The organism is Microcoleus sp. CZ3-B2 (genome assembly GCF_036705055.1).
In the GTDB taxonomy this organism is placed as follows: Bacteria; Cyanobacteriota; Cyanobacteriia; order Cyanobacteriales; family Microcoleaceae; genus Microcoleus.
Genome location: NZ_JAUBTN010000034.1, coordinates 1 through 13,255, shown reverse-complemented (window position 1 = coordinate 13,255; position 13,255 = coordinate 1). Strand labels below are relative to the sequence as shown.

Genomic DNA, 13,255 nt, shown 5'->3' with positions numbered 1-13,255 from the left:
TTAGCTAGATATTTAAGACTATTCTGCAACCATTTTAACATACTGTTTTAACACAGGTGGAATCGTGAAAACTGTTTCAGATTCATAGCTCAATTTTTCGATCATTCCCCGTCGGGCTAAAGATTGAATAGCTTTACATAATTCGCCTTGTGAGCCTTGACATTTTGCCATCCATTGGGTAAACGAAACAGGCTCGATTTCATTGCTAAGTTGCGAAATCGCCTGTTTTTCTATTTCCGACAACCGCTGATAGTGCTGCTGCAATATCGGTGTCAATTCGTCACCTAAAAATACTGGTTGATAACTTAAATATTGAGAAACTCTGCCGTTAAATAAGTTGTTAATAGTTTGAGCGACTAATTTCAACCAGAGGGGATTGCCTTGATAAAGCTCAATCAATTCTGGCCAGTGTTCTTCATCTAATAAACCTTTTTCTCTCAGAATTTCGGTGGCGGCTTCACCTAAACCTGTTAACTGCAATAAACATACTGCTGAATTATCGTCGGTGAAGGTGAGGATGTCTGAGGGAGGTTCCCAACTATTGAGAATTAAGCAGCTATTGTGGGGAATTTCGCCGATGAGTTTAAATAGGGTTCCGTAGTTTTCATATCCGGGTTTATAATTTCCTGCAAGTTGCCCGCTGCTGAGAATTTGCTGCACGTCATCGAGTACGATCAGGCAACGATTTTCGCGCAATGTTTCTATGAGGATTGACAATTGAGTGTCGGTGTTGGCGGGTATGTTAATTTCTGGTTGATTTGAGAGAAATTGAATGAGGGTTTTGAGGGTGGTTTCGAGGGGTGGGGAGGTGCGGAGACTGAGCCAGATGATGCGATCGAACTGAGATTGAATTTGGGGGATGAGGTTACGGGCGATCGCGCTTTTGCCGGTGCCTGCCATGCCTGTGATGGTGAGGAGGCGGCAGTTTTGGCGGGCGATCGAGTTTTCGAGGGTGGTGAGGGGTGAGTTGGGGTAGTTGTAGAAGGTTCTGAGCTCTGGTGCGTCTCTTAAATCGAGTCGCGGTTTCTCTTGGGTGTCGTCTTCAGTTGAGGTTTGTGTTGGGGGTGAGTTTTGGGGAGTTGTTGGAGGGTGTGGCGTTTCTGTGCAAACGTTTATATTCCCTTTGTGGACAAGGTTAAAATAACCAGAATTTGAAATTTTAGAAAATTCATACCTCTCCATTGTGGAGCGCAAATTTGATTTCATTACATCTTCATCTAATATTTCTGAAAGAGTTTGCCATAACTTTGAGGCAACATTTCTGACATGGCGTTCAGTACAATGAACCTCTTTGGAAATTTCGGAGTATCTTTTACCTTGCCAAGTTCCCCGTACTACTGCCTGTTGCAGATCGTCTAGGTGTTTGCCGATCTTAGTGAACACCAAGCCATCCGCAAACTTTAAGAGTTCTTGAACATCCATTGATTGGGTAGGTGTAGGAGGTTTTATCTATTCTATCAGACTTTTTCTGACTTTTTCTGACTAAGGAGGGCAAAATATGACTTTGAACCGCTAGCTAATTTTATCAACTACTGGCAATTTGTGACATTATCCTACTTTACACTACATAAAAATTAACTTAAAATTAAATTAGGGGCTTTGAGACTCGTGAAATGTTCGGAAAAATTTTGTAATTTACAATAGGATAAAAAATCATGTCTAGTGCATTATCCCTACCTCAAGCTAATTTAAAAATGGCTCTCTGGCAAGTCGATGCTGATGCAATGAGTAGCAGCGACTTGTATGTGTGGTTAAATGATACCGGCTTGCCGCATGAAGTCTCGATCCGGCTGCATGAACTTGCCACATACACGAAAAAAGCTGGTAACAAAGTTTTACTCATCGGCAAAATTCTCCTCATTAAAATCATAGAATTTGTCAAAGCACATCCTAATTTAGCGATCGGGGCTGCTGTTGGCGTCGTTGTAGGAATTTTGGCAAATTCGATACCATTTGTCGGCCCCTTATTAGCACCTTTGGCAACAGTGCTGGGTATCCCAATTGGTGCAATAGCCGGCCACCGACTCGATCAACGCGCCCAAGGCAAAGAGGTGTCTGATGATGGAATTATTGGAATTGCTCAAAGCATTATTGAGATTGCCAAAGCATTTTTTCAACTGCTGATAGACGTTTTCAATACGATTTTCCGCAACGTCATCACTGCTTAACTGCCAAAATTAGCAAAAAAATTGAGGTCGAATATGTCGGCAAATAAAACACCAACCAAAGAGCAAATTCTGAAGTCAATAGAGCAACTGGAAAAAAACCCACATGATAAATTAGGGATTTTAGCAGATATTGGCATTGGTGTGGTGGGGGCTGCCGGTGCTGGTGCGGCGGTGGCAGCTTTCGGTGGTGTACCAGTTCTATTGGGGTTGTGGGTCGTTGCACCTCCCGTAGGATTAGTTGTTGGCGGTGCAGCTTTAGGTGCTGCTGCTCTTGTAGGGGTAAAACGAATGTTATTTGATGGCACTTCTGACCAGGGAAAAAAAGCAGAAATACTTAAAAACTTAAAAGAACAGCTAAGAGATATTGAAGCCAAAGAAAAAGCCTCTAACCTGCAAGACAGCGATAAAACTAAATTTATTGTTTCGTTGAAAGAACCCGTCAGGCTCAATTTAATTAGCCCGAAAGACGCTCAGGATTTAATTAGGGCCGTAGAAAGCGGTCAAATGACAATCAAAGAGGCAATTACAATGGTTAAGGATGTGGTTGAAGCTGCTAAACCATAGTTGCCTTCTGACTCCGTAACCTGGGAATGCTAAGTTGTAAGTCAGCGATCGCCCTTATTTTCCTGAAGCCCGATCGCCCTTATCCCATCCCCATTAACTCTCTTTCGTATGCGAGCGCTAAAAAGTGAGCTCGCCCTTATTCCCAAAAGTGCGTGAAGCGGAGCTATCCCGTAGGGAATCGCCCTTTCCATGCTCATGCTCTTGATTCGTGGGTGTCAATGAGATAGCTTATTCCCATTGTTCGAGTTCCTCGAATGGTAGGGGCTCAAAAAAAGTATCACCCAGTTTTCCTGTCAGTAAACCAGGCCTGCGAGGCTGTGGCTGTTCTCGTCCTAATCCGAGGCGAAAGTAGTGAATCAAGTCATAGATTTCTGCAAGTTTGTCTTCGGGAATGTCTTGTAGTTCTTGAACGATCTTCTCAATTAGCATAAATCAAACACTCCGATAGTTGCTGGTTAATCGATCGAGCTACTGCGATCGCCCTTAATAAGTAACTACTCATACTCTACTACAGCCGGACGGATTTTTTTAATTTCGGCTCCCACTGTTGGATCAAAATTAGTCAACCAAATATCACCCCATTTAGGAGAAGGAGAGTTAGCAGTCAATTAAATCTCCTGCTTTTAATTCTTGCCATTCTCTATCTTCCTGATAATGTGGCAACATTGCCTCAGCTTGTTTTGCTAGAATACTTCGCCTCTCTTCTAGCGGCAATTGCATAAATTCTCGGCGGCTGGGATAGTCGGCTAGTGTTGGTATTTCCAAACCTATATCAATATCTAATGGCTGTGCTTTACCTTCCAAAATTTCTTGTTTGGCGCGTTTTGCAGCCACAATCAGCGATTGTTCTGTATTCTGAAAAGATACATTCCACTGCTCTTCATCCCTCAAGTCTTCAAGATATTCTCGCAAATGTTCAACGACTCTATCTTGCAGAGTTTCCGGCAAAGATTCCATCATTTTGACCAAAGTGGCGATCCTCTTCGAGGGCTTCGCTAACGCCCTTGATGACATCAGCCAATCCTCCTAGTAAATCAAGTTTTTATTTAGCATATTTGATGAGCTTATTCTCAATTTTAGACCGATCGCCCGCCCAACCACACCAATACCTCCAGACTTGCTACCCTAAAGATAGTTAGATTTAATCAACAAGCAATTATGAGCGGTACTGTTACATCCCCCAACAACCTCAACCAGCAGCGGCCACTCTCCACAGCATCCGCTGACACTTCCAGTTCCCTGCTGGGCGACTTCATCCAAGAAACCCTCGCCTTAACCAAGCGCCTGTTTATTCAATTGCAGCGCCGCCCCTCGACGCTAGTTGCAGGCATTATTCAGCCCCTGATGTGGTTGGTTTTGTTCGGAGCTCTGTTTGAAAATGCACCCGCAGGCTTGTTCGGCGAAAGCCAGAATTACGGACAATTTCTCGGCGCTGGTGTAATCGTTTTTACAGCCTTTGCCGGGGCGCTGAATGCTGGTTTGCCGATTATGTTCGATCGCGAATTCGGATTTCTCAACCGCCTGTTAGTCGCGCCCCTAGCTTCCAGATTCTCGATCGTCCTAGCTTCCGCGATTTTCATCGTCACCCTTAGCTTTATCCAAACAGGCGCAATCGTTACAGCGGGTGCGTTTTTGGGCGCGGGATTCCCCGGAATTGCCGGACTCGGGGCGATCGCCCTAATAGTCCTGCTGTTAGTTTTGGGAGTCACCGGCATCAGTCTCGGTTTAGCCTTCGCGCTTCCGGGCCACGTAGAATTAATCGCAGTAATTTTTGTTACCAACCTGCCCCTATTATTTGCCAGCACCGCCCTCGCGCCGCTGTCGTTTATGCCAGAGTGGCTGCAAGTTGTAGTGACTCTCAATCCTCTGAGTTACGCGATCGAACCCATCCGCTATTTATACCTGCACAGCGATTGGTCGCTAGCTAGCGTCGTCATGGACGCTCCTTGGGGTAATGTTACCTTTGGAGGAGCGCTCTTAGTCTTGCTAGCCTTTGATGTCCTAGCGCTGCTGAGTATTCAACCCCTGCTGCGCCGCCGGTTTGCGTGAGGAAGGGCGATCGATTTTTGTGGGGTGGGCTTGTAGCCCGCCCTTGACTAGCTTTTGAGTGGTACAATATTTAGCCACAAGTCAGCATATTGTTGAGATACAATTGTTTTTTTGAAGGTTAAACTAATAAATTATGAAAGCCAAAACTTCTAAATCAGGAAAATTGATGATTCGGATTGCTGCAAGCGCGATCGCCACCTGTGCTATTTTATCGCCTCAAGCAACCTTCGCTCAAGCCAGCAATTTAAATAATAATAACGCCCAACCGCTGCAAGACTTTCAAACTCAAGACAACACCGACCCTTTTTCCGGCCGCAGCAGCGGCAGCGGAATATTTGACTTAATTCACAGATCCCGATTGGGAGGCGGCCGCAGCATGGAAGAATTCAATACCGAACAGCGCCAAAATTTGAACGATGCCGCCGCAGAATTTCGGAACAAACAGCGCCAACTACTGGAAAAACCAACAGCACCATCACAAGGGGCGATCGCACCTACAGAAATTACCGCCCCCGCCCCTTAAATTGATTTCTTAGATGATTCGGCGGTTGAAACCGCCAGAAAGTCAAACGATGTCGGCCGGAGGCCACTGGTTCATCAATAATATCCCAAACCCTTTGGTATCAACCGCCGAGTTTTCATCTTAATGTCTTAGTCCCCCTCTGCTTGGACTTCGTTTATGTAGCAGCGGTTTAAACCGCCCAAATTAGTCGTTCTAGCAGCGGTTTAAACCGCCGAAATTAGTCGTTATAGCAGCAGTTAAAACCGCCAAAATTAGTCGTTATAGCTTAATTAACAAATCCCCCAAACACCGCCATACCGTAATACTTCCAAGGAACCGCCACAGTCTCAAATCCCGCATTTGCCAGCATTTCCAACTGTGCCGCAAGTGTAGCTAGGCGATCGGGATTAGAATACCCGTAAGAAACACTCGTCCCCACCTTTGCCCGAATTTGTGCTAAAGTTTCTCCCTGACTTAGCGCCCAATCTTCCCGCGCCACTCCATAAATATCCTTCATTGCTGACGATTCTGCCACCACAGGATCGGCATTCCAAAAACAACCGCCAGCAGTTAAACTTTCGCCAATCCGTTGAAACAATTTCAACTTCATCTCATCCTCAAGATGGTGAATTGCCAGAGACGAAATGCCAGCATTAAACTTATCGCCCAAACCTGAAAAATTTGGATTATTCGCCCATTCTCCAAAATCCAATTCTATGCCAGTCCACCGGGCTGCATATCCTGCCGACTCTATTTTGGCGCGGGCAAAATCCAGCATTCGCGGCGAATAATCCACAGCAACAATTTCCGCAGACGGGTAGCGTTGCAGAACTTTTAAACTTAGTTCCCCCGTACCGCAGCCGAGTTCTAAAATCCGCTGGTTTGTGTTAGCAATGCAGGCTACTAATACATCCAGCATTTCGTCATATTTCGGTAAAAGCCGCCGAATGCCAGTATCAAAATCCGCAGTATTGACGAAAACTTCTCCCGGAAAAATTTCGTTGTTCGCAGTTGAGACAGTAGAGTCAGAATTCACGATCGCCAACCATAGACTACAATTGCAATCCTAACGTAGATACAGCAAAAAGTGAGTGAAGCGCAGCTATCCCGTAGGAAATCGCCACTATAAACTTATGCGTACTTTTACGGACAAGGGAAAAAATCGCGGTAAATCATAATTAACCATCCCTTGTACTCTCCAGTCTTGCTTACCCCAGACCCTAGCAAAACACTCACTCAATTTTAGATTTTAGATTTTAGATTTACTCCAACATGAGATGAATCTGGGAACTTAAACTTTCGTCTAAAAAATATTGCTCTCCACGACAAAATTCGCGGGCAATTATATCCATTTTTGGCCTGGTCTGAAAAAGCAGTGTTATGTTAGTAGTGCATAAAATCAAATCAAGATTCAACCTCACACTTGAGGATACCATGCGCCAGTTAATCTCTCGCAGTTTGGCTGCCATCAGCCAATTAATTTACAAGCGAATTCTCCTTGCGGTGACAATTTTATTTTGTGTAGGTGTAGGAGTAGCGATGGCAAATATGTCTCGTCTTTCCTCCAACCTCATCGAATCGCAAGCCCTCCAAAATGCCACCCTCTACGCCCAAGCTATTAAAGAAGCCCGCACCCTTTACAGTTCCGATGTTGTTAATCCTCTAAAAACCGCTAAAGCGATTAACTTTACCTACGATGACACCCCGACCAAAGTAACAGTTCCCGTACCGGCCACCTTCTTAATAGAACTGGGCAACCATATCACCAACAAAAATCCCGAAGTATCAGTTCGCCTCTACAGCGACTACCCGTTTCCCTGGCGGCGAAAAGAAGGCGGAGTTAGAGACGATTTTGAACGTCAAGCTATTACCTATTTAACCCAAAATTCCAATAAACAATTTTTCAGAACAGAGGAATTTCGCGGCAAACCAGCCTTTCGATATGCCGAGGCGGATATTCTAACTCCTAGCTGTGTGGACTGTCACAATACTAACCCCTACAGTCCTAAAACTGATTGGAAAATTGGAGATGTCCGAGGGATATTAGAAATTACTCAACCTCTGGAAACCATCACTAAAAAAACTCACAATGGACTCAAAAATCTGTTCTTACTATTAGCAGGACTTTCAGTTTTAGGCATCGCAGGATTAACTTTATCTATCAGCAGGTTGCGCCAAAATGCTAAACAATTAGAACATCGCGTCAGGGAACGGACGGCACAATTGCAAGAAACTAATGTAGAATTGTTGAAAGAACAGGAAAAGTGCGATCGCCTGCTGCTCAATATTTTACCCGAATCCATTGCTGCTAGGTTAAAAGACGGTCAAAGCAGTATTGCTGACGGCTTCGCAGAAGTCACGATTTTGTTTGCGGATATCGTGGGCTTTACCGTGCTATCAGCACAAATATCTCCCGAAGAATTGCTCGTTTTTCTCAACGAAATTTTTTCAGCCTTCGATGGGCTGACGGAAAAGTACGGATTGGAAAAAATCAAAACAATTGGAGATGCTTACATGGTAGTCGGAGGTTTGCCAAATCCCAGCACCAACCACGCCGAAAAGATTGCGGAAATGGCCTTAGATATGCAGGAGGAACTAGCAAAATTTAATGTCAAACATCATGCAGAAATTAACATTCGCATCGGCATCAATACCGGGCCTGCCATTGCGGGAGTTATTGGCACCAAAAAATTCATTTACGACCTCTGGGGCGATGCCGTCAATACAGCAGCCCGCATGGAATCCCACGGGATTGCCGGCAGGATTCAAGTCACACAATCAACTTACAATATCTTGCAAAATAAGTATCAGTTTGAAGACAGAGGAGTTATTCACATCAAAGGCAAAGGCGATATGAATACTTATCTGCTTGCAGGCAGGTTAGTCAGCGCAGTTTTGGTTTAATTTGTTTATTATATTATTCAGGGGCTAGCCAATACGCTTGGGATCAGAAGACCGGGCGGTTGAAACCGCTTCTACACAAGCAAAACCCGGATGGTGCGCGGGTTGAAGAGCGGGCGATTAAAATTACGTTATCTTCTTTCTTCAGTCCGCAGAGGCGGACTTCGTTTGTGTAAACCTGGTTTCAACCGCCGTCTTATCTTCGTCGAAAAACCCAAAATTTATGGCGATAAACCGGGTTTGTTTTCCTATATCCTAAATTAGCCATTTGCAGAATAGTAAATTTTATGTCAGCGCGCATTTTATCATTTTTGGATTTTTTTAAATCTCGCTTGTCCAGACAAATAGCTTTGTGGATATTTGCTAGCATTCTTGTCATAGAGGGAATTATTTTAGTCCCCTCTTATTTTCGGCGCGAAAATGAACTTTTAACTCAACTGGAACAGCTATCTCGGACAACTGTTGATTCCCTCGAATTTTTGCTAGCACAAGATGTTTCCGATCGCACTTTGTTTCAAGAAGAAGTAAAAAATATTACTAAGGATTCTCAAGTAGTCTTAGGACTATCTATTTATCAAGCTAACGGTGAATTAATATATACACTTGGCGAACCACCAGAAATCAGTTTAAAGCAACTAAAAAAAGCTCGTATAGTTCACCATCACAATTTCGATGGCAAGCGCTACGATATTGCTTGGACGGAGCGACATTTGGGAGGCGATTACATCTTAATTGTTCGTCACGATGCGTCCACCGTTCAACCGGAACTCTACGCATTTATCGGGCGGATTGCGGTTCTAGTCATCATTATATCAGCCTTTGTCACTTCGGTGACTATGTTCTTTTTAGGGGTGACAGTAATTGCACCTATTTTGAGATTGCGCGATGACTTGATCGCTGCCGGAGACGCTTTGAGCAAAGATCGAGAAAAACCTGATTTCTACTCTCTATCTGTCAAGCGCGATGACGAGTTGGGAGAAGTCATGGTCGCTTTTAATCAAATGTTTCACCGAGTCTACCAGGAAATCGCACAGCGGAAACAAGCTGAGGAAATATTGCGCGCCGAACAAGAAAAGTCGGAACGTTTACTGCTAAATATTTTACCCGTAATGATTGCCGATCGCCTAAAACAAGGCCAGATAAATATTGCAGATGGATTTGCCGAGGTGACGGTACTGTTTGCCGATATTGTAGGCTTTACCGAAATATCCTCCCGCACGTCTCCTGAAGAATTAGTCAAATTGCTTAACAAAATATTTTCAGCCTTCGATTGTTTGAGCGAAAAATACGGCTTAGAAAAAATTAAGACCATCGGCGACAATTATATGGTAGCAGGTGGTTTGCCACTGCCCTGTACAAATCACGCCGAATCTATTGCCGAAATGGCCCTAGAAATGCAGCAAGAAATTATGAAATTCCGCGACGAATGCGGTAAACCTCTTAATATCCGCATTGGCATTAATACTGGGCCTGTTGTAGCAGGTGTCATCGGTACTAAAAAGTTTATTTACGATTTGTGGGGAGATGCTGTGAATACGGCAAGCCGCATGGAGTCTCAGGGACTTCCTGGTAAAATTCAAGTTAGCAGCTCAACTTATGAGTTGCTGTGCGATAAGTATTTGTTGGAAAAGCGCGGTAAAATTAATGTTAAAGGTAAAGGGGCAATGACGACTTATTTGCTTAAGGGCAGAAAATTGTAACTGTCGCCCGCAGGCGGTATGGCTGGAAAGGTTGCAGCCCAGCTATTTTCAACAAACTAATTTTTTTTTAACGAACCGCGAAGACGCAAAGGACGCTAAGGAAGAGAAGAAGAAGGAAGAAGGAATAAAAAGTTTATAAGTGAGTGAAAGTTGCTATATTACAAGGGGAGTTGATGTTAGTTAGATGGTAAGTATGACGGCTAATCAGGAGCATATTTCTTCGAGTTCACCGATTTGGCAGCCCTTCACGCAAATGAAAACTGCTCCTGCGCCGCTGAAGGTGGTTCGCGGTAAAGGAGCGCTGTTGGAATTAGCAGACGGGCGGCAAATTCTCGACTGTATTTCTAGTTGGTGGGTGACGATTCACGGACACAGCCATCCGGTTCTGGCTGAGGCTCTTTACAAACAAGCTCAAACTTTAGAACACGTAATTTTTGCGGGATTTACTCACGAACCGGCACAGAAACTTGCTGATAAATTGATCGGCCACACGCCTGATTCTTTGACGCGAATCTTTTTTTCGGATAATGGTTCGACTGCTGTTGAAGTTGCTCTGAAAATGGCTTTTCAATATTGGCTAAATGTCGGAGAAACTAACCGCACTAGCTTTATTAGTTTTGAGGGAGGTTATCACGGTGATACTGTGGGCGCGATGTCTGCTGGCAGAAGTTCGCTGTGGTGGGAACCTTTTGCGCCTTTAATGTTTCCTGGGGATGTTGTGCCTTTTCCTGCGACTTTTGACGGGGATGCGGAGGTGGAAAGCAAGGAGGCGGAGAGTTTGGATAAATTGGAGTTTTTGTTGCAGCAGGGCGGCTGTGCGGGCATTTTTATTGAGCCTTTGGTGCAAGGTGCTGGGGGAATGCGAATGTGCCGCCCTGAGTTTTTGCGGGCGATCGCACAAATGGCCCGTCAGTATAATGTATTGTTGATTTACGATGAAGTAATGACTGGTTTTGGCCGCACGGGCGAACTGTTTGCCTCGGTTAAATCGGGAACTGCACCGGATATCATGTGTTTGTCTAAGGGATTGTCTGGTGGCTGCTTGCCACTTTCTGTCACAATGGCTTCGGAGGATATTTATCAAGCTTTCTGGCGAGATGAATCGGACAAAGCTTTTTATCACGGTCATTCTTACACCGGAAATCCGTTAGCTTGTGCGGTGGGTGTAGCATCTTTGGAGCTTTTGGAGCAAAACCCAAATGTTTATCAAGGGATGGAAAAACTGCACCACAAATATCTGAATCAATGGCTGAGAAATCATCCTAAACTAGAACGGATTCGGACTTGCGGCACCATCGCAGCAATGGATGTGAAAACCGAAAGCGTTTCCGGTTATTTTAATGACATCGCTCCTATGTTGAAAGCCAGATTTCTCGAAGCGGGCTTTTTGCTCCGCCCCTTGGGAAATACGCTTTACTTGATGCCTCCCTACTGCATTTCTCCTGATGAATTAGAATCGATTTATCGGGTGATTCGTCAGGTTTTGGATACTCTGTAAACCCTTTAATTTTAGTAATGAATTTACCCAATTGGAACGATTTGGCTGACGACGCGCTGGCGGGCAAATGTCTCTCTCGCGAGCAATCTTTAGCCGTATTGCGCGCGCCGGATGAGGTTTTGCTGGAACAACTAAACGCAGCTTATCGGGTGCGCCGCCATTACTGGGGAAACCGCGTCAGATTGCACTATTTGCTAAACGCTCAAAGTGGCCTTTGTCCTGAAGATTGCCATTATTGTTCTCAGTCCAAAATCTCGACTGCGGAAATAGAAAAATATCCGCTTTTAGCTAAGGAAAAAATTCTGGAGGCGGCCGGGCGCGCGGCAGATTTAAAAGCTGGTACGTTTTGTTTGGTAATTTCTGGCCGCCAACCCAACGCATCTACTTTCGATCGCGTTTTGGATGCTGTCGAGACTGTGAAGGCAAATTATAACCTAAAAATCTGCGCTTGTTTGGGGTTGTTGAGCGAGGAACAAACTCACCGTTTGGCTAAAGCTGGAGTCGATCGCGTAAATCACAATCTCAATACTTCCGAATCGTACCACACGGACATCTGCACAACTCATACTTTTGGCGATCGGGTCGAAACCGTCGAACACGTAAAAGCAGCGGGAATCACAACTTGTTCCGGCGGAATTTTGGGGATGGGCGAATCGGACGATGATGCGATAGACTTAGCGCTTTCCCTGCGAAAATTGGGCGTTACTAGCGTACCCGTCAACTTTTTCATTCCGATTCCCGGTACGCCCTTTGCAGGTTTAAACACATTAAATCCCCGCCAATGTTTGCGAATTCTCTGTATGTTCCGATTTTTGCTTCCCAGCCAAGAAATTCGGATTGCTGGGGGACGGGAGGTGCATTTGCGTTCCTTGCAACCCCTGGGACTCTACGCGGCTAATTCTATTTTTGTGGGCGATTATCTGACTACCCCCGGACAAGCGGCCAATCAAGATTGGGATATGATTCGAGATGCAGGATTTGCGATCGAATCCCCCGAAGGTTCTCTTTTAGAAGTTGATTCAGCAGTTACCAAATCCGAACAAAAAACCCTGGTTGTTTAACTATTATAGCAGTTTTCAATCGGATGAAATAGAGTAGGAAATGGCAGATTAAATAGAATAGGACACGGCAGTGCCGTGTCTCTACGGTTGAGATTCTTCAATCTCAAATCTAAAATCCTACAAGAGGGGAAAATTGTGGATAAACGCGAAGAAATTACAATCGCAGAATACCAAGCAACCGCCGAATCTTTCCTGCAAGGAACATGGCACCACGACGTATCCCAAAATCGATCTGCACTCACCGCTGCCATGCCCCGCAATCCCGGTAAAATCCTCGATATAGGATGCGGCCCAGGACGAGATTTAGTCGCGTTTAAAAGCCAAGGACACACAGTTGTAGGCTTAGATGCAACTCCGGCTTTTGTAGAAATAGCAAAAAAGTTATCCGGCTGCGAAGTTTGGCAGCAATCTTTTCTGAATCTCGACTTACCAAAGGCAGAATTTGACGGTATTTTCGCCAATGCTTCCCTGATTCACGTTCCCAGCGACGAGATGGTAAAAGTGCTGCAAAACTTACAAAAAGCCTTAGTTGCGGGCGGTGCAATTGTCATGTCAATGTGCCGGGGAAATTGGGAAGGCTACGACGAGCGACCGACCGGAAAACGCTATACTGCAGGATGGGAATACGAAACTTTAGCACCTTGTTTAGAACAAGCAGGATTTGCAATATTCAACCACTACTACCGCCCCCCCGGCTTACCGCGCGAAGCTCAATCTTGGGTAGTAATGGTCGGAAGAAGTCATTAGTCATTAGTCATTAGTCATTAGTCATTAGTCATTAGTCATTAGTCATTAGTCATTAGTCATTAGTC

The 13,255-nt window shown here is 44.8% G+C and carries 14 protein-coding genes; 9 read left to right on the top strand and 5 right to left on the bottom strand.

The annotated features are described in order from the left end of the window. Window positions 1-18 precede the first annotated feature (18 nt). Window positions 19-1,422 carry an NB-ARC domain-containing protein gene (locus tag QUA97_RS16490; RefSeq protein ID WP_333195231.1) on the bottom strand — a complete coding sequence of 468 codons (1,404 nt, stop codon included), beginning with the start codon at window positions 1,420-1,422 and terminating at the stop codon, window positions 19-21. A gap of 233 nt (window positions 1,423-1,655) precedes the next feature. On the opposite strand from QUA97_RS16490, the gene QUA97_RS16485 reads away from it, so the two are divergent. Continuing rightward, window positions 1,656-2,168, top strand: a complete 513-nt coding sequence (locus tag QUA97_RS16485; RefSeq protein ID WP_194066889.1) for a DUF2273 domain-containing protein — start codon at window positions 1,656-1,658, stop codon at window positions 2,166-2,168. 33 nt (window positions 2,169-2,201) lie between these two features. Beyond that, entirely contained in the window at window positions 2,202-2,732 is a 531-nt protein-coding gene (locus QUA97_RS16480; RefSeq protein ID WP_194066888.1) for a hypothetical protein, read from the top strand. Between the two features lie 228 nt (window positions 2,733-2,960). On the opposite strand, the gene QUA97_RS16475 is transcribed toward QUA97_RS16480, so the two are convergent. From QUA97_RS16475 to QUA97_RS16470, 3 genes are all read right to left on the bottom strand, one after another. Beyond that, window positions 2,961-3,161, bottom strand: coding sequence for a hypothetical protein (locus QUA97_RS16475; RefSeq protein ID WP_194066887.1), 201 nt, complete (start codon window positions 3,159-3,161; stop codon window positions 2,961-2,963). A 65-nt stretch (window positions 3,162-3,226) separates the two neighbouring features. After that, window positions 3,227-3,340, bottom strand: coding sequence for a type II toxin-antitoxin system PemK/MazF family toxin (locus tag QUA97_RS28325; protein ID WP_194066886.1), 114 nt, complete (start codon window positions 3,338-3,340; stop codon window positions 3,227-3,229). Then, complete coding sequence (locus tag QUA97_RS16470) at window positions 3,330-3,746, bottom strand: hypothetical protein (protein WP_333195230.1); 417 nt, start codon at window positions 3,744-3,746, stop codon at window positions 3,330-3,332. Before QUA97_RS16470 ends, QUA97_RS28325 begins: the two co-directional genes overlap by 11 nt. 144 nt (window positions 3,747-3,890) lie before the next feature. Between QUA97_RS16470 and QUA97_RS16465 the strand changes: the two genes are divergently transcribed. Beyond that, window positions 3,891-4,781, top strand: a complete 891-nt coding sequence (locus QUA97_RS16465; RefSeq protein WP_194066885.1) for an ABC transporter permease — start codon at window positions 3,891-3,893, stop codon at window positions 4,779-4,781. Window positions 4,782-4,914: 133 nt separating this feature from the next. Further along, window positions 4,915-5,304 (top strand): hypothetical protein, encoded by a 390-nt coding sequence (locus tag QUA97_RS16460; RefSeq protein ID WP_194066884.1) that lies wholly within the window; start codon window positions 4,915-4,917, stop codon window positions 5,302-5,304. Window positions 5,305-5,569: 265 nt separating this feature from the next. Here QUA97_RS16460 and QUA97_RS16455 read toward each other — a convergent pair whose 3' ends face one another. Further along, window positions 5,570-6,319, bottom strand: a complete 750-nt coding sequence (locus tag QUA97_RS16455) for a class I SAM-dependent methyltransferase (RefSeq protein WP_194066883.1) — start codon at window positions 6,317-6,319, stop codon at window positions 5,570-5,572. 398 nt (window positions 6,320-6,717) lie between these two features. On the opposite strand from QUA97_RS16455, the gene QUA97_RS28320 reads away from it, so the two are divergent. The 5 genes from QUA97_RS28320 to QUA97_RS16425 all read left to right on the top strand — a co-directional run bounded on the left by QUA97_RS28320 (window position 6,718) and on the right by QUA97_RS16425 (window position 13,190). Further along, entirely contained in the window at window positions 6,718-8,187 is a 1,470-nt protein-coding gene (locus tag QUA97_RS28320) for an adenylate/guanylate cyclase domain-containing protein (RefSeq protein WP_194066882.1), read from the top strand. A gap of 284 nt (window positions 8,188-8,471) precedes the next feature. Continuing rightward, a complete protein-coding gene (locus QUA97_RS16440; protein ID WP_194066881.1) occupies window positions 8,472-9,884 on the top strand; it encodes an adenylate/guanylate cyclase domain-containing protein in 1,413 nt (470 codons plus the stop codon). A 193-nt stretch (window positions 9,885-10,077) separates the two neighbouring features. Next, a complete protein-coding gene (gene bioA, locus QUA97_RS16435) occupies window positions 10,078-11,382 on the top strand; it encodes an adenosylmethionine--8-amino-7-oxononanoate transaminase (protein ID WP_333195229.1) in 1,305 nt (434 codons plus the stop codon). A 17-nt stretch (window positions 11,383-11,399) separates the two neighbouring features. Beyond that, complete coding sequence (gene bioB / locus QUA97_RS16430; RefSeq protein WP_333195228.1) at window positions 11,400-12,443, top strand: biotin synthase BioB; 1,044 nt, start codon at window positions 11,400-11,402, stop codon at window positions 12,441-12,443. Window positions 12,444-12,578: 135 nt separating this feature from the next. Beyond that, the gene (locus QUA97_RS16425) at window positions 12,579-13,190 is read left to right on the top strand and encodes a class I SAM-dependent methyltransferase (protein WP_194066878.1); all 612 of its coding nucleotides are present in this window, start codon (window positions 12,579-12,581) and stop codon (window positions 13,188-13,190) included. Window positions 13,191-13,255: the final 65 nt, after the last annotated feature.

Bases quoted from the DNA above. Each gene is read 5' to 3' on its own strand.
- QUA97_RS16490 (WP_333195231.1), bottom strand. From the start codon at position 1,422: ATGGATGTTCAAGAACTCTTAAAGTTTGCGGATGGCTTGGTGTTCACT.
- QUA97_RS16485 (WP_194066889.1), top strand. From the start codon at position 1,656: ATGTCTAGTGCATTATCCCTACCTCAAGCTAATTTAAAAATGGCTCTC.
- QUA97_RS16480 (WP_194066888.1), top strand. From the start codon at position 2,202: ATGTCGGCAAATAAAACACCAACCAAAGAGCAAATTCTGAAGTCAATA.
- QUA97_RS16475 (WP_194066887.1), bottom strand. From the start codon at position 3,161: ATGCTAATTGAGAAGATCGTTCAAGAACTACAAGACATTCCCGAAGAC.
- QUA97_RS16470 (WP_333195230.1), bottom strand. From the start codon at position 3,746: ATGTCATCAAGGGCGTTAGCGAAGCCCTCGAAGAGGATCGCCACTTTG.
- QUA97_RS16465 (WP_194066885.1), top strand. From the start codon at position 3,891: ATGAGCGGTACTGTTACATCCCCCAACAACCTCAACCAGCAGCGGCCA.
- QUA97_RS16460 (WP_194066884.1), top strand. From the start codon at position 4,915: ATGAAAGCCAAAACTTCTAAATCAGGAAAATTGATGATTCGGATTGCT.
- QUA97_RS28320 (WP_194066882.1), top strand. From the start codon at position 6,718: ATGCGCCAGTTAATCTCTCGCAGTTTGGCTGCCATCAGCCAATTAATT.
- QUA97_RS16440 (WP_194066881.1), top strand. From the start codon at position 8,472: ATGTCAGCGCGCATTTTATCATTTTTGGATTTTTTTAAATCTCGCTTG.
- bioA (WP_333195229.1), top strand. From the start codon at position 10,078: ATGACGGCTAATCAGGAGCATATTTCTTCGAGTTCACCGATTTGGCAG.
- bioB (WP_333195228.1), top strand. From the start codon at position 11,400: ATGAATTTACCCAATTGGAACGATTTGGCTGACGACGCGCTGGCGGGC.